This is a genomic window from Methanosarcina siciliae T4/M, from assembly GCF_000970085.1.
GTDB lineage: Archaea > Halobacteriota > Methanosarcinia > Methanosarcinales > Methanosarcinaceae > Methanosarcina > Methanosarcina siciliae.
This window is the reverse complement of record NZ_CP009506.1, coordinates 4,089,904-4,105,508: the sequence shown is the minus strand read 5'-3', so window position 1 is coordinate 4,105,508 and position 15,605 is coordinate 4,089,904. Positions and strand designations below refer to the sequence as shown.

The 15,605-nt window shown below is 47.6% G+C and carries 13 protein-coding genes; 1 reads left to right on the top strand and 12 read right to left on the bottom strand.

Annotated elements, in window-relative coordinates; translation table 11 throughout:
• Window positions 1–10 precede the first annotated feature (10 nt).
• From MSSIT_RS17180 to nifH, 11 genes are all read right to left on the bottom strand, one after another.
• Window positions 11–1,597, bottom strand: a complete 1,587-nt coding sequence (locus MSSIT_RS17180; RefSeq protein ID WP_048173733.1) for an ABC transporter substrate-binding protein — start codon at window positions 1,595–1,597, stop codon at window positions 11–13.
• 2 nt (window positions 1,598–1,599) lie between these two features.
• On the bottom strand, window positions 1,600–2,355 hold the full coding sequence (locus tag MSSIT_RS17175; protein ID WP_048173732.1) for a class I SAM-dependent methyltransferase: 756 nt from the start codon (window positions 2,353–2,355) through the stop codon (window positions 1,600–1,602).
• 1,054 nt (window positions 2,356–3,409) lie between these two features.
• A complete protein-coding gene (locus MSSIT_RS17170) occupies window positions 3,410–4,540 on the bottom strand; it encodes an ABC transporter ATP-binding protein (protein WP_048173731.1) in 1,131 nt (376 codons plus the stop codon).
• 19 nt (window positions 4,541–4,559) lie between these two features.
• Complete coding sequence (gene modB / locus MSSIT_RS17165; protein ID WP_048173730.1) at window positions 4,560–5,225, bottom strand: molybdate ABC transporter permease subunit; 666 nt, start codon at window positions 5,223–5,225, stop codon at window positions 4,560–4,562.
• 192 nt (window positions 5,226–5,417) lie between these two features.
• Window positions 5,418–6,863: a nitrogenase component 1 gene (locus MSSIT_RS17160; protein ID WP_048173729.1), complete on the bottom strand. Its 1,446-nt coding sequence runs from the start codon at window positions 6,861–6,863 to the stop codon at window positions 5,418–5,420.
• Window positions 6,864–6,875: 12 nt separating this feature from the next.
• Window positions 6,876–8,426: a nitrogenase iron-molybdenum cofactor biosynthesis protein NifE gene (nifE, locus tag MSSIT_RS17155; RefSeq protein WP_048175021.1), complete on the bottom strand. Its 1,551-nt coding sequence runs from the start codon at window positions 8,424–8,426 to the stop codon at window positions 6,876–6,878.
• Window positions 8,427–8,560: 134 nt separating this feature from the next.
• Complete coding sequence (nifK, locus tag MSSIT_RS17150; RefSeq protein WP_048173728.1) at window positions 8,561–9,931, bottom strand: nitrogenase molybdenum-iron protein subunit beta; 1,371 nt, start codon at window positions 9,929–9,931, stop codon at window positions 8,561–8,563.
• A gap of 27 nt (window positions 9,932–9,958) precedes the next feature.
• The gene (gene nifD / locus MSSIT_RS17145; protein WP_048173727.1) at window positions 9,959–11,545 is read right to left on the bottom strand and encodes a nitrogenase molybdenum-iron protein alpha chain; all 1,587 of its coding nucleotides are present in this window, start codon (window positions 11,543–11,545) and stop codon (window positions 9,959–9,961) included.
• Window positions 11,546–11,547: 2 nt separating this feature from the next.
• On the bottom strand, window positions 11,548–11,925 hold the full coding sequence (locus MSSIT_RS17140; RefSeq protein ID WP_048173726.1) for a P-II family nitrogen regulator: 378 nt from the start codon (window positions 11,923–11,925) through the stop codon (window positions 11,548–11,550).
• Between the two features lie 26 nt (window positions 11,926–11,951).
• Complete coding sequence (locus tag MSSIT_RS17135) at window positions 11,952–12,269, bottom strand: P-II family nitrogen regulator (RefSeq protein WP_048173725.1); 318 nt, start codon at window positions 12,267–12,269, stop codon at window positions 11,952–11,954.
• A 28-nt stretch (window positions 12,270–12,297) separates the two neighbouring features.
• Entirely contained in the window at window positions 12,298–13,119 is an 822-nt protein-coding gene (gene nifH, locus MSSIT_RS17130; protein ID WP_048173724.1) for a nitrogenase iron protein, read from the bottom strand.
• Window positions 13,120–13,602: 483 nt separating this feature from the next.
• Here nifH and MSSIT_RS17125 point away from each other — a divergent pair, with 483 nt between their 5' ends.
• Window positions 13,603–14,793 carry a geranylgeranyl reductase family protein gene (locus MSSIT_RS17125; protein WP_048173723.1) on the top strand — a complete coding sequence of 397 codons (1,191 nt, stop codon included), beginning with the start codon at window positions 13,603–13,605 and terminating at the stop codon, window positions 14,791–14,793.
• Window positions 14,794–14,896: 103 nt separating this feature from the next.
• On the opposite strand, the gene MSSIT_RS17120 is transcribed toward MSSIT_RS17125, so the two are convergent.
• A complete protein-coding gene (locus MSSIT_RS17120) occupies window positions 14,897–15,385 on the bottom strand; it encodes a tetratricopeptide repeat protein (protein ID WP_231589952.1) in 489 nt (162 codons plus the stop codon).
• Between the last annotated feature and the right edge of the window lie 220 nt (window positions 15,386–15,605).

Genomic DNA, 15,605 nt, shown 5'->3' with positions numbered 1-15,605 from the left:
ATACACCTTCTTAAGGTTCGATACTAACCGTACTCAGGTCGAGCCCGTAGATCGAAGCAGAGAACGTGAAGCCTTTCACAGCCTTTCTATACGCAGCGATTTTCTCAATGTCATACAACGGCATACAGGCATACTTCTCCTGAATATACAGGTATGCGGCGCTATAATCTTCATCTGCACCGGTAGCGATGGCTGTTTCGATCAATTGGTCGAGCTCTTCATCATGGTAAGATACCGGCCATGATCCCCAGGTAGAGTGATATTTTCCGGTAAGCGGTCCTTCGGGCAGCCCGGGAACTCCCCAGCTGTGGTGCAGATACATGTCATAGTTGCCCTTTTGACGTTCTTCTCCTGCGGCACCGCTTTCAAGCACAAGGATATCTACGTCGACCCCGATCTTCTTCAGCTCACTCTGGATGTAGACGGCAATAGAATCCGAATTAGCTTCACCCTGCGGAACGATATAGGTAAGTGTCAGTTTCTGTCCGTCTTTTTCCCGAATTCCATCGGCTCCGGCAACTACCCATCCTGCCTGGTCAAGGAGGTTCTTTGCTTTCTCCGGGTCATAGGTATATTCCGTCCCTGCAAGGCTGCCGGCCCATGGGTACGTAGGGGATACAACCGAATACGCAGGTTCTGCAGCGCTGGCGAGGAGTTCTTTAACCATCTTATCCCGGTCAAGTCCGAGGTTGATCGCCTCCCGGAGACGAATATCACTAAGCGACCCCTCTTTACAGTTCAGTTCCACAACCTGATATCTTCCGTAGGACTGCTTTTCGACGATGATATCCGGATCGTCCATCATCTGGGGGATCTGCTCATATGGGACCGTTGAATGGTGGTCCGCCACTCCAATGATATCCACATCACCTGCACGTAACGCCGATACACTGGAATAGCTATCAGGAATTACCCGATAAGATATCCGGTCAATTAGCGTTCCTTCACCTGAGGCCGGATCATGTCTCACAAATTCTGCACTCTGTGCCTTTACATAGTTCTCAACCTCGAACTTCCCTGTCCCGATAAAGGATACGATCTCTCCATCGTTACTCCAGGCAGGTTCGACCGATGTTGGTGCGATGACATGGCTGTTCGACTCCGATGAGAGCGATTTGATGAAAGCTCCATATGGCTCTTTCAGAGTGACCTGTATTGTATATTCATCGACCTCACTCACATCGGATATCTTTGAGAATGCGATATCGTTCTTCCTTGGCCCCTGACTGCACCATGTCAGGAACCATGAAGCAGAACTCGCGTTCCATTGCGTCCCGTCGTGGAACTCTATTTCCTTATTGAGTTGGAAAGTATAGGTTAATCCGTCATCAGACTTGTTCCATGAACTGACAAGATGGCCGGGAATAGGTTTTCCATTGGCATTGATGTCGAGGAAGACATCATACACGTTCATCTTCATCTCTATTCTTGAATCAAAATCAGCGGGTCCGGCAACGATAAGCGTCTGAATGTTGTCCTCTTGAACATTGTCTTCTGTCTGAGCACTCTGTCCTAAACATCCCGCAGTGATAATCATCGCTCCGACAAAGCAGCAGAATGCCAGGAATCTCAGGGGTGTAAAACTTATTCGCTTCATCTTCAATCCTCTTTTGGTTTCTCAGCTGTGTAGCAGAACTGGCCGTGCCCGTGTGAAATTCTATATGGGTAGGGCATACGTCGGCTTTTCAGGGTTTCAATCTCGTGCATGGGCTCGGCGAAGACATGAGAGTATCCGACAGATTTCAGAAGGTCTACAATGACTCCGGGTTTTACACCCCCGTTATATGGAAGGTTTACAGCCTGTCCTTTACTTCCAAGAGTGCGCCAAGGATTCCTTCTCTCTGAGAGGAGTATCCAGAGGTTCAAAACCTGTTTCTGGAGCGTATCTTCTCGCTCGTTGCGAGGCACGTGAAGGAAAAAGCAGAGTTTTCCTCCGGGTCTCAATACCCGCATCCATTCACGTACTGCGATATCCGGATGCGGAAGTGTCCAGATAACAGCCCTGTTGACGATGGCATCGAAGGAGTTGTTTTCAAAACCGAGGTTTTCGGCATCATCCTGATGAAAATCGATTGATAATCCTCTCTCTTTTGCCTTGGAAGACGCACGAGCGATCATCTCCTCGGAGAGATCGATTCCCACAACCTCATACCCCATATCGGCGAGCATTAGTGAGAGAAAACCTGTTCCTGAACCAATATCAAGGATTTTTTCGGCATCATCCAGCTTTGACCTGAGGAGCCCCTTCCATGCTTCTTCCTCCTCTTTGCTGGCGGTATAATGGCCAGGAGATTTATCGAATTTTTGAGAACGATAATTCCAGAAATCTCTGATTATCTCTTTGTCTTCGTTCATCTGTCACCCTCCAGAAGGTTAAAAGTGGCTATAGTTGCAAGCTGGCCCCGGCCATAATACCCATTAATTATCCTTTCAGAGTCTCCATGACTCAATATCCGGGGGCTCTGGGAACCTGTGCTAAACCTCTTTTTGTTCATCCAGTTCGACTGTTGTGATGCTCTCTCATGATGAGCATTAGAAGCGTGGATTCCCCTGAGTCTTCCCTGAGAATAATGGATTATCAGGATAAGAACCTCAATCCAGACATCTTCCGAGTTTCGGTTGTTGTATCGGTCTACATAATCGATCTCCAGATGGCATATACACTCTATTTTCGCCTCTTCCCAGGCCTATCAGTTTATAATGTGCTCATTTCAGGCTACAGATCGATATCCCTGTCTTTAATTCGTATCACATTTATTGTATGATATACTATTCTTTTTATGTTACTATTTGCTAAATTAGTGACTTAATTGTATTCTTAGTATAAGTTACTATTGATTCTGTATTATTAAATATTATTTTTACAAATCTATTTATTAATTGAACTTATCTGGTCAGATTTTAATATCTATACTCTAATTTGACAATTTCATGTACAATCCTCTGAAAAAAGATTTCACATAGAAAAAAACACTGACTTAAAGTGCCAACTTTTGTTTGGCACAAAAGTACGTTTTACACGCTTTGCAATATCGTCTATGCAAAAAAAGCAAAGGAACTGACAATCTTTCTGCGGGAAAGGGTGCTCTCCTTTTTCGGGAGTACCAAGAACTACCTCTGTATACAGAATAGGTTTGTACAGGTTATGAAATTGTAATTTTGTTCTTCAGATATGGAATTTTCTACCTTATAACTTCTTGATATTTGTGATTTTTACAGAAAAATTGGCACGCTGCCAAAAACTTCGATTTCCTTGATCCCAAATCAAAACTCAAAGAAGAACTCTACTGCTCTACTCTCCCATTCTAAATTTGTTCTCTTGAGCGAAGCGTAGCGTAGCGAAAAGGACTGCGGGCTCCCGAGTCGCAATTCGGGCGAGTCGCAATTCGGGCGAGTCACAATTCGAGAGTCAGAAGATGATCATATCCGAGGCTCTGAGCCTGACCATGCATTCGTCTCCGGTCCCCATTTTTAATGAGTTAAAGACATGGTTTGCAACCTCTACTTTCAGGACGTCCTCGCTGTCTTTGAGGATAAGGGACATGATCCGGCTGGTGCCTTTGTTTACCACGTTCATTATTACCCCGTCAAAGAGGTTTTTCCTGTTTTCCTGGCGGATAACGTGCATGTTTTTCCTGTCCACAAGCTCGATATTCTCAGGCCTGATGCCCCAGCTGACTCTGTCTCCTGCTTTACGTTCTATATAGGGGGCAGTAATTTCCGTTCCGAGGGACCACAGGAAGGTGCATTCGTCTCCGTTTCCGTGCCCTTCTACCACGGCATTATCAAAGAGGTTTGAGAAGCCCACAAGTTCGGCCACATAACGGGTTTTCGGGTGGTAGAATATGTTCTCAGGGGTACCTATCTGCTGCACCCTGCCGTTTTCAAAGACTGCCATGCGGTCAGCCATGGTAAAAGCCTCTACAGGGTCATGGGTGATGAAAATTACAGGAATCTTGAGCCTTTTCTGGATATCCCTCAGTTCCTTTCTCAATTTAAGGCGGACTACGGTGTCCAGAGCTGAAAATGGCTCGTCAAGGAGCAGGACTTCCGGATTGGGAGCAAGGGCCCGGGCAAGGGCAACTTTCTGTTTCTGCCCGCCCGAAAGCTCGTCAGGGTAGGAAAACTCAAGCTCCTCTATTCCCACAAGGCCCAGCATCTCGTTTACCCTTTCCTTTTTTTCCATGGCGCTCAGGCCTTTTAAGCCGAACTCGATGTTCTGCCGCACGTTCATGTGCGGGAAGAGGGCATTTTCCTGGAACATGTACCCTATTTTCCGTTTCTGGGGAGGGAGGTTTACTTTTTTTCCGCTGTCAAAGTACACGGTGCCGTTAATCTTAATGGTCCCCGTGTCCGGGTTTTCAAGCCCTGCAATACAGCGGAGAGCCGTGGTTTTACCTGAACCGGAACACCCGAACAGGACCACAAAATCGGAATTGGCATCAAAGCTGCAGTTCATTGAAAAGCTGGGGATTTCCCCTTTCTTTTTTCTGTTTTTCCTTCCGTAGAATTCCTTTCCAATGTCTACTTCAACAGTCATTCCCTACTCTCACCTTTTTTCATCGTTCTCCCAGTTTGCCGGTGGCCGCAATCGTTACGAATGACATGACAACAAGAATAAGCACAAGCAGGTTCGCAAGTTCATTATTTCCTGTCTGGTATGCTCCGTAAATGGAAAGAGGCATGGTGCTGGTCTTTCCCGGGATATTTCCTGCAACCATGAGGGTTGCTCCGAACTCTCCGACAGCCCTTGCAAAACTCAGGACGCAGCCTGCGATAATGCCTTTCTTTGCAAGGGGCAGGGTTATGAAGAGCGCAGTTTCGAATTCATTTCTTCCGAGAATACGGGATGCTTCCTCAACATTTCTGTCTACTGCCCCGATAGCTGCTGTGGTGGTCTTTACCATCAGGGGCAAAGAAACTACAAAGGCTGCAATGGCTGCTGCCTGCCAGGTAAAGAGGATTCCGCTCCCCGTAAATTTGGTGAAAATGCTTCCTATAACTCCGTTTTTTCCCAGCAGGATAACAAGGATGTACCCGGTTACGGTAGGGGGAAGAACCATTGGCATGGTAACCATAACGTCAGCTAACCCTTTTCCCGGGAACTCCCTTTTTGCCAGTATATAAGCAATTAAAATTCCCAGCACCGTCACAAAGAGGGTTGCAATGACGGAAATCTTGAGGGTTAGTAGAAGTGGGGTCGCGATTATTTGAATGATTTCCATCAAATTCTTCCCTTTTTTATCGTTTTTCCGGCTATGAGAATCTTAGATCGCTTTCGTTTTTTCATTTACATTTTCTGTTTTTCATTCTCTATCAGGAGTTTCTGAATTCCGGGAGGCATTATGAAGCTGAAGTCGTATTTGCCATGATCGGAAGTGTCAGATTTTCTTGTGTGTCAGATTTTCTTGTTTATCTCACTGCGCTCCCTCGATGCAGTCATCTCCTGCTCTCTGGCCGGCATATGCAGCCGGTTCTACCTGTACAGGTGCGGTGAAAGTATCAGTGGCTTCAAGGATGGTGTTGGTGATCCTGTCCAGAAGTTCCAGGGCTCCCCTGTATCCGACAGTAAGGATACGCTGTGCACCTACTCTGTCGTGGATTGGTAGGCCAACCCTTACAAGGGGGATGTTGCGCGCCTTGGCAATGTGTCTCCCGTTTGAGTTCCCTATCAGGATTTCAGGGCTGCATTCACCGACAGCATCATTGAGGGTGTCAAAGTCAATGCCGTTCAGAACCACAGGTTCCAGTTCCGGCCTGATCTCTTCAAAGATTTGTTTTATTCTCTTTTCGAAGTCCCGGCTTTTGCTTCCGGTTGCTACAAGCACGGGGTTCATCCCGAGTTCCAGCATGAAAGTCGTCAGGCTAAATACAGTGTCCGGGTCTCCGTAAACTGCTGCCTTTACTCCGTAAAGATACTTGTGCACGTCCACCATGGCATCGAGTAGCCTTCCCCTTTCTTTCTGGTATTTCTCAGGGATTGGGCAGCCGAGGATGCGGACCAGTTCCGTAAAGAAAAGGTCGTTGTTTAAGAGGCCTATGGGTATGGGAACATTGTGTCCGGGAACCCCGTGGGAAGTTTCAAGGTATTTTACAGCAAGGTTCGTGCTGACAATCCCCAGACCGAGGCTTGCTTTGCTGTTGGGCATGTCGGCAATCTCGGCGAGTGTGGTGCCTCCAGGTGCTATTTTAGGAAGTTCTTCTCCCAGGGGTGCATCAAAGGTCTCGGAAATGTCCGGGAGGAAAATGTAATCTTCTGCAGTTTCTGCAAGTATTTCTTTGAGTTCCCTCACATCAGCCGGGGAGACGCTCTCAACCGGGATAAGGTTGAGTTTGCCGTTTCCTGCGTCTTCAGAGATTTTTGATTCTTCCGGGTTTTCAGGCTTTTCCGTAAGCTTCCTGACAATGGCGTCCAGGGCTTTTATATAGCCACTTACATGGCTTTCCCCATAGCTTGGGGTGGAAACGGGTATGATTATGATATCTTTTTCGAGATCGTCTCCGATCCCTGCTTCCTCTTTAAATTCCCTGATAATTGAAGGGACGTCATCACCAATTGTTTCGGCAAGACAGGTGGTCGCAACGCCTATTACTTTCGGATTGTATCTGTTGATGACGTTTCTAAGCCCTTTTTTCAGGTTCTCCCTGCCTCCATACACTGCTCCCTTTTCGCTGAGGGAGCTTGAAGCGATATCGACAGGTTCCCTGAAGTGGTGGGCAAGGTGCAGGCGCATATAGGTGCTGCAGCCCTGGGAGCCGTGATAGAGGACCATGGTATTTTCAACTCCTTTAAATGCAAGGGCACTTCCCATGGGCTGGCACATAACACAGGGGTTCACAGTTGCATAGTTTCTTTTAGTCATTTCATTGCCTCCTCATACCTGACTCTCAACTGCGGCATCTGACCTGGAGCGTAAAAACTCCGGTTTCAGGGCTACACCTTTACATTTCTTAGCGTACGGTTTTGCAGAGATCTTTTCTTCGACTGCGGCTTTTTCCTGTTCCAATTCTATTGTGGCTTTTTCCTGTTCCGGGGATCCGGGTTTAAGGGTCCTCTGCCTGACAGCTTTCCAGACAGGGCTGTTGATCGAGGCATCCACTTCCTTTGCGAAGTTTACAAAGCCGTCAAAGCCTTCGAACTCCACCACTCTGTCGTGGTTGAAATCACAGAAGGCAACTCCCAGCTTGTATGCGATAAATCTCTCTTTAACGCCTGCAACCATCAGGTCGGCTTTCTGTTTCACGAGCAGGTCTGCAAGTTCCAGGGGGTTTGCATCATCCACAATGACTGTCCCGTCCCGGACTGAATAACTGATCTGCTCGTAGTCTTCCTTTTTCCCGGTCTGGGTCCCGATGATCACCACTTCCATGCCAAGTTCCGCAAAACCTTTGATAAGCGTGAGGGCTTTTGCAGGGCCACCCATATAAATGGCGGCCTTTTTTCCTTTGACTCTCTCTCTTACCTGGGAAATTACAGGCATTATCCGGTTCTTTTCGGTCTCCAGGATTTCTTCTGCTATCTTTTTCATCTCTTCGGAGCCAAAGTATTCCGCAGTCTTTCGAAGAGCAATGGAAATGTCTTCGATTCCGAAGAAACTTATGGTCTGGTATGGAATCCCGTACTCTTTCTGCATCCATTTTGCAAGGTAGGTCATCGACCCGCTGCACTGGACGAGGTTGAGGTCTGCTTCCGCTGCCCTTGTGATTGATTTGGCAGTCGAATCTCCGGTCATGGAGACTATAACTTCTATTCCCATCCGTTCAAAGAGGGGTTTTACGAGCCAGACGTCCCCGGCCACATTGAAGTCTCCCAGGATATTAATCTTCGGCCTGTTGACTTCGGGGCCTGCCTCGGGCTTCTTTTCTTTCGGCCTTTTGATTAGCTGCTTTAAGGCATCGCAAGCAGCTTTGTATCCGTCAGACTTGTTACCTTTAAAGCCTTCGGATTTTACAGGGATTACCGGGATATTGTGCTTCTCACTCGCTGTCTTGCAGGCCGATTCCAGGTCATCTCCGATGATTCCCACAATGCATGTGGAGTACACGAAAACGACCGGAGGGTGATAGATACCTACCAGCTCATCGATTGCGTTTGAGAGTTTTTTCTCTCCTCCGAAGACAACATCGATTTCCTTCATGTCCGTACTGAAACTGCTGCGGTTCGTTTCAATCCCGCTGGATTTTGCCCCTCTTATGTCCCAGGTATAGCCTGCACAGCCTATAGGGCCGTGTACCAGGTGGACTGCGTCGGTTACGGGGTTTAAGACAACCCTTGCTCCCGAATATACACATGCCCTCTGGCTGATGGCTCCTGCAAGGGAGTTATTGTCGCAGGCAAGGGGAATTTCATCCCCTTTTTCCTGCTTTCTGGTGATGTACGGTTGCCTTTCTTCGAGAGTATCCACTATCCCGGTTAATTTTTTCATTTCTTTCACTCCCCTCTGCTTCTGTTTTCAGAATTGCAGCGGCGGTTTTCCACTTTTTCCCATTTTTAATTTATCAGTTCGATATCATCTCTGAGATATGTTCAGATCACTACCTTTATATTCAGGCTCCTCTCTTACTGGATGGTTTCAAGCAGCCAGTCAGGAGCATCTCTATCTTTCCTGTCAAGCAGGGTGTTTCCTATGCGCTCCACCAGTCGTGCAGCTCCGGCGTACCCCATGATTGGGAAGTAGTGCAGGTTTGCCCGGTCCATGATCGGGAAGCCTACTCTTACCAGGGGCACATCCTCTGCCCTTGATATGAATTTCCCGTATGTGTTGCCGATTAGGAGGTCCACGGGCTTTCGCTTGATGATCTGATGGAGCATGAAGAGGTCCCCTCCCGAAATGATATCGGCGTCCGGGTACTCGGAACCTATGAGTTCTTCGATTTCTTTTTCAAATTCGGAGTTCTGAGTGCCGGTGAGCACCACACTCGGTTCCATGCCCATTTCCAGCACAAGGCTCGTGAGGCCTGAAAGTATGTCAGGGTCACCGTAAATGGCTACCTTCTTTCCGTGGTAGTGGGGGTGGGCGTCAGTCATCATGTCAACAAGTCTTCCCCTCTCGTCTTCAAGTTCGGGGGGGATAGCCACATTGGCAAGTTTTGCTGCATTCATGACGAAGCGGTCGGTATTTCTGATCCCTATTGGGGTGGGCCCTATTTTTGCCGGTACTTTGTAGCGGCTTTCCAGGATCTTTGCTGCAGCCCCGCCTGCCATCCTGCAGAGAGCAATCGTCCCGAGGGAATTTGCGGAATCTTCTATATCCCCTATTGGGGTCCCGCCTTTGGGGTAGAAGGTATGTTCTTTTGTCAGGGGCGCATCAAAGACGTCCGTGGTGTCCGGGAAGACAATACTGGAAATTCCCATTATCGAGAGTATGCGTTTGATTTCCCTGATATCTGCAGGTTCTACAAAGCCTGGAATTATGTTGAGTTTCCCGTTTGGCTTGCTTTTGCTGGCAAAGGTGGTTACGAAAGACTTTACCATGTTGTCATAGCCGGTGATATGGGTACCGACATAACTTGGAGTGGAAGCTGCACAGATTTTGATGGATGGGTCAATAAGCTCTTCAGCACTCACATCTTCTAAGATGACTCCGACATCGTCTCCAATGGTTTCTGCCACACAGGTGGTATGAATGGCAATTACTTCAGGCTGGTATACGGTTGTCAGGTTGACGAGAGCTTCCTTGAGGTTTGCAGCTCCTCCGAAAACGGCTGTCCCTTCGGAAAAACTGCTGGTAGTTGCCAGTGCAGCCTCCCTATAATGCCTGCTCAGGCACATACGCAGGTAGGAAAGGCAGCCCTGGGACCCGTGGCTGTGGGGCATGCAGTTGTGCACGCCGAGGGCCGCATAAACGGCTCCTATTGGTTGACAGATCTTTGCAGGGTTGATGGTGATGGCTGAACGTTCCACTTCTTCACATGGGGTATAATCAAGCATTTTTTACACCTCTTTTCTTTTTTGTTTTTACTCCGCTTCTTCGCCTTTCCACGGTGGGTTTATGAACCTCCAGGTGGGGCTGTGAATAGCCATGTCAATATCCCGTGCGAAATTCAGGACTCCGGAAAAGCCTGTGTAACGTCCGCTGTAATCATAGGAGTGGATCTGCCTTGAGGGAACTCCTAATTTCTGAGCCCAGTACTTGTCCTTAATCCCGGAACAGAAGACATCGGGTTTGAGAGCTTTTACGAGGAATTCGGTCTCATGGTGGTTAAGGTCGTCAACGACAATGGTCCCATCCTTCATTTCGGGGAAAAGTCCCTCGTAGTCCATGAGCCCTATTTTCTCTTTCAATTCAGCAATCCGTTCAGCGCTAATGGAAGGCTTAACATTTTCTTCTCTTTCGTAATGTACATCCTCAAGAATGGACCCAAGGGCTTTTTCCTTCATGCTTGGAATGATCTGTCTGCCTTCATAGTCGTCTCTGTGGGCGAACTGGTAGCCTGCAACAACAACCTTCATGCCGAGCTCTTCAAAGAGGTTTATATAGTGATGACTCCTCGAGCCTCCGGCATAGATGAAAGCGGTTTTTCCCTGGAGTTTTTTCCTGTATCCTTCAATTTCATCCGCATATTTTGCTTTTTCTTCAGCAATGGTTTCCTCGGTTTTCCGGGTAAGTTCCGGGTCGTCAAAGAACTCTGCCATTTTCCGCAGGGATTTTTCAGTTCCTTTCGTGCCGATGTAATTTACCTTCAGCCAGGGAACCCCGTATTTTTCTTCCATCATCCGGTTAGTGTAGTTGATAGAACGGTGGCAGAGCAGGATACTGAGTTTTGCCTGATGGGCCTGCGAAATTTTGTGGAATGATCCGTCTCCGGTTAAACTTGAGATTATTCTATATCCTATTTTTTCGAGGATTGGCTTGATTTCCCAGAGGTCCCCTCCTATATTGTACTCTCCGAAGATGTTTATGTCAAAGGGAGTGGGGTCCTTGATATCTTCGGTCCCTATCAGGTGTTCCATCAGGGAGTTGCTTGCAATGTGGTGGCCTGCAGATTGACTGACTCCCCTGTATCCTTCGCAGCGGGCGGGGATTACCTTGATCCCATGCTCTTCTTCAGCTTCTCTTGCAACAGATTCTATATCGTCTCCGATAAGCCCTACGGGGCAGGTCGCACAGATGCTGATAGCTCCGGGGTTGAAGATTTTCACAATCTCATCAATGGCTTTTTTGAGCTTCTTTTCTCCCCCAAAGACGATATCGGTTTCCTTCATGTCCGTGCATACGCAGTAATTCATGAAGTTGTCCCCGCCTTCTTCTGCCTTTGCAAGGTTTCGCCTGGTTCCCCAGGTGAAGTAAGCGCAACCTATGGGGCCGTGGACCAGGTGGACTATATCCTTGATAGGTCCGAAGACCACACCCTTGGTACCCGCAAAGGCACAACCGCGGTTTGTGAGGATGCCGGGGATTACCTTGTCGTCGGCTTCGATGTGCTGTTCGGTGGAACAGTCCCTGACAACGAGATGTTTTCTCCGGTTTCTGGCAGCCTTTTCAGGGAGCACCTTCAAAATGTTGTCAACAATCAGCTGTTTTTCTTCAATTTCCGCTCCCATTCTTACATCAACTCCTTGCTTATGGTCGCTTCGCCACTTTCTCCGGTCCGGATACGGATTGCTTCAGTGATGTTTGACACGAAGATTTTTCCGTCTCCTGCATTTCCGGTCTGGTTAACCTCTATGATTTTCTGGACCACTTCGCTTACGTTTTCATCATCCACAACGATGGTGAACATACGTTTCGGAATGAAACGAATGCAGGTCTCTGCTTCCTTCTCCGGATCCGGTAGCGGTGGATTAAATTCAAAGCAGAGTCCTCTCTGTTTTCCGCGGCCCATGACCCTTCTTACGGTAAACGAAGGAAAGCCGCATCCAAGCAAGGCATTCTTGGTTTTCTGGACCTTGTTCATCCTGATTATTGCCGTAATTTCTTTCATGGGGATTTCCCTCCGAAAAACCGGTTTTAAAGCCCGGTTTTTCCCGTCCTTATGGTATATGCTTCTTCCACGGGGTTTACGAAGATCCTTCCATCCCCATACTTCCCGGTTCTTGCAGCTTCCATTATGGTCTTTATAACTTTGTCCTTGTGTTCGTCTTCGACTACCATCAGAAGCATGGTTTTCTGCAATTCGTCATAGTGGATGTCTGCAATGTGAATCCCTTTTTGCTTCCCTCTTCCGAAGACTTCCATTTTTGTAAGGGAAATACAGCCCTCTTTTTCCAGGCACTCGACAACCTTTGATTCCATTCCCGGTCTTATGACCGCTCTTATCATTTGCATCGTTTTCATCTCCTCTGGGTCTCAACAGTTACAGCTCAACGATTCCGAATTCTACCATCATAGCTTCTAACTCTTCCATCGGGAGTGGGGTTGGAACCACGAGTTTGTTGTTGTTCTGGACGTTGTCTGCAAGGGTGAGGTATTCCTTTGCCTGGTCGGATTCTTGATCAAAGTCGATTACTGTCTTTCTGTTGATTTCTGCCCTCTGGACGATGTTGTCTCTGGGCACGAAGTGGATCAGTTGACTCCCCAGTTTCTTTGCGAATGCTTCAAGAAGTTCACGTTCTCCATCTACTTTCCTGCTGTTACAGATGATGCCTCCGAGACGGGCTCCACCTTTAGCGAATTTGGCCAGACCTTTGCAGATATTGTTTGCTGCATAAATTGCCATCAGTTCTCCACTGGCCACGATGTAGATTTCCTTGGCTTTTCCTTCGCGGATAGGCATGGCAAAACCACCGCATACAACGTCGCCAAGCACGTCGTAGAATACATAGTCAAGATCGTCAGTGTAAGCTCCCAGGTTTTCGAGCAGTCCGATGGAGGTAATGATGCCTCGGCCTGCACATCCTACACCCGGTTCAGGCCCCCCGGATTCCACACATTTGATGCCGCCAAAGCCTGGCTGTAAAACTACATCGAGGTCGATTCCTTCGTCGCCTTCGCTTCTAAGAGTGTCAAGTACGGTTTTCTGGTTCAGGCCTCCAAGCAGCATTCTGGTAGAGTCTGCTTTCGGGTCGCACCCTACAAGAAGAATATTGTTCCCCATAGTCGAGAGGGCCGCAGTAAGATTCTGCGTAGTAGTTGATTTTCCAATGCCGCCCTTTCCATAAATTGCTATTTGTCTCATTTTTTCCTTGCTCCTTTATTTTCGTCGGCTACCGGAAGCCGGTAACCGTTGTACTATCTAATTGTATATATAATTAACTCTTACTTTAAGATACTTATTTGTTGACTTTTTCCTTGCTTTTTAATACTTATTGGTTCACAATTCGTCTGAATTGCGGTGCTGAATTTGGATCATGGGGCTCTTTCTAACTTCCTAAATCCATTCTTTTTATGTTCCAGTTCCTTCACCCTGCCACACTCGGAAGCCGGTAACCGTTGTACTATGCAGTCTTATTTAAACATTTCTATGCTCGGGCGTGTTCCTTCTTTCTTATCTATTTGCCAGACAGAATTTTGAACCTTTATTTTGAGGGTTACACTACCTGATTGTGGGGATTAAAACACCCGACACAGCACTATTCGTTTCTTGGCTTCAGGAAAGGATTAATAAACAATTCCTCAGTAAACTGCAGAGGCTAAATATAAACAACAGTGAGACCTTTTCATGATTCCAAAAACCTCTTACGATGTCATCGTTGTGGGTGCAGGCCCTGCAGGTTCCACCGCTGCCCTGCATGCCGCAAAGAACGGGGCTTCTGTCCTGCTTCTCGATAAGAAAAGAGAAATTGGAAACCCCATCCAATGTGCCGGTTTTCTTCCGGATGCCTCGGAAGTCCAGGCCCTGATGCCTGAGGCCAGGCTGCCTGATACCCTGAAAAACTATCCTGACTCCTGCGTGTTGCAGCACATCAAAACACAGCGAATCATCCCCCCAAACGGCAGTGTAAAAGAGTTTGCTGTCCGGGGCACAGTCCTCGACCGTCGCCGCTATGACCAGTTTCTGGCTGAGCAGGCTGCTGCGGCAGGGACTGAACTGATGGTAAAGACCCGGGTGACAGGGGTGGAGGGCACAACGGTTGAAACTTCAGGGGTATTCGGGAAACATGCCCTGAAAGCAAAGGCGATCATTGGAGCTGACGGTCCTAATTCCCTTGTTGCAAAATCAAAAGGAATTGCCATGAAACCCGAATTAAGAGAAACCTCCGTTGCCCTTGAGTACCAGGTCAGGAACGTTGATATTGACCCGGATGCCCTTGAGATGTATTTCGGAAAAGATTATGTTCCTGGCGGTTATGCATGGATTTTTCCGGAAGGCGGGGGGCGGGCAAATGTAGGAATCGGTATCCGAAGCGGAATGGCCGAAAAAGGGATTTCTGCAAAAGATTACCTGCACCATTTTATGCGGGACCATCCTCTAGCCGCCCCGAAGCTGAAAAATGCTGTCATAATGAATGTTATCGCAGGGATTATTCCCATAAACGGAGCTCCTGCAAACACTGCAACGGCGGACTCTCTGATCGTAGGGGATGCCGCCGGGCATATCATCGCAACAAACGGCGGGGGAATTCCTCCTGCAATGATTGCCGGAAAAATTGCGGGAGAAACTGCAGCCGAATTTGCCACCGGGAAATGCAAGCTTGAAGCTTATGAACGGCGCTGGAGGGCTCAGTTCGGTGAAGCTCTCGAAACTTCGGTACAGGCGAGGCAGATTATGGATGGGATCATGAAATCCGATGTCCTGATGAATGCGGCTTTCAAATTTATTTCACCCGAACAGATAAAGGTCATGCAGTGCGGAAAACTTCCCGGGACCGTAAAACTCGGGCTTCAGGCCCTGAGCCGCGGGAAAAAATAACTGGTTGTTCTGGCAGTCGGGCAAAATCAGTCCTTCGGGCAAAATCGGCCCTTCAGGCAAAACCGGCCTGTCAGGGATTTTTCCCGGAACACCTTTTCGTTTTTTAACTTTCTGTCCCCTCAACTTTAATTTCTTCTTCCTGCTCCCCGTGAGTTTCCGATGTTCCTTTTTTTTCTTCTCCAACCGGCCTTTCTGCGGCTCCGATCTTTCTTAATTCAGTTTCTGCATCTTCTTTATTGTACTTTGCCTCCGGATAGTTGGGTCTTATCTCAAGCGCTTTATCAAAAGAGGTAATGGCCTCTTCATACTGCTTGAGGACCACAAATTCAAGCCCTCTGAGGTTCCAGGCTCCTGCAAAATCGGGCTTTAAAGCCAGGACTTTATCGAAGTATTCAATCTTCTTTTCAGGATCAGTTTCCCCAACAGCAAGCCCGTACCATTCTTCTACGGTTTTTCCTTCGAGTTTCTTCTTGAACAGTTTGTCCAGAAATCCCAATAGCATCACTTCCCATTGAATATATGTGGGGTCGGTAGAAATAACTGATGATGCTATTGCTCCTTCGTTTTTTAAAAAAGATGCAATGAGAACCAAAACATGCTGAAAAAAAGTTTTTCCCTGCCGAGTTGTTGTGGATAGTTTATATTCGCCGGACTTTGATTTCTATCATTGCACTAGCTGTTTCTTTTTTATATAGTCCCGGCTGTCAGGAAGGAACAGGGATAGTAACTGTTTGATTATAGTCAGTTTTTTCTGGATTTCCTTTTTTTCTTCGAGTTTCCGAAGTTCATTTTTTCCTTCGAGTTTCTGGAGT

Excerpts from the sequence above, each read along its gene's own strand:
- nifH (WP_048173724.1), bottom strand. The coding sequence starts at position 13,119 with ATGAGACAAATAGCAATTTATGGAAAGGGCGGCATTGGAAAATCAACT.
- nifE (WP_048175021.1), bottom strand. The coding sequence starts at position 8,426 with ATGAAAAAATTAACCGGGATAGTGGATACTCTCGAAGAAAGGCAACCG.
- MSSIT_RS17160 (WP_048173729.1), bottom strand. The coding sequence starts at position 6,863 with ATGACTAAAAGAAACTATGCAACTGTGAACCCCTGTGTTATGTGCCAG.
- modB (WP_048173730.1), bottom strand. The coding sequence starts at position 5,225 with ATGGAAATCATTCAAATAATCGCGACCCCACTTCTACTAACCCTCAAG.
- MSSIT_RS17140 (WP_048173726.1), bottom strand. The coding sequence starts at position 11,925 with ATGAAAGAAATTACGGCAATAATCAGGATGAACAAGGTCCAGAAAACC.
- nifD (WP_048173727.1), bottom strand. The coding sequence starts at position 11,545 with ATGGGAGCGGAAATTGAAGAAAAACAGCTGATTGTTGACAACATTTTG.
- MSSIT_RS17125 (WP_048173723.1), top strand. The coding sequence starts at position 13,603 with ATGATTCCAAAAACCTCTTACGATGTCATCGTTGTGGGTGCAGGCCCT.
- MSSIT_RS17175 (WP_048173732.1), bottom strand. The coding sequence starts at position 2,355 with ATGAACGAAGACAAAGAGATAATCAGAGATTTCTGGAATTATCGTTCT.
- MSSIT_RS17170 (WP_048173731.1), bottom strand. The coding sequence starts at position 4,540 with ATGACTGTTGAAGTAGACATTGGAAAGGAATTCTACGGAAGGAAAAAC.
- MSSIT_RS17135 (WP_048173725.1), bottom strand. The coding sequence starts at position 12,269 with ATGCAAATGATAAGAGCGGTCATAAGACCGGGAATGGAATCAAAGGTT.
- MSSIT_RS17180 (WP_048173733.1), bottom strand. The coding sequence starts at position 1,597 with ATGAAGCGAATAAGTTTTACACCCCTGAGATTCCTGGCATTCTGCTGC.
- nifK (WP_048173728.1), bottom strand. The coding sequence starts at position 9,931 with ATGCTTGATTATACCCCATGTGAAGAAGTGGAACGTTCAGCCATCACC.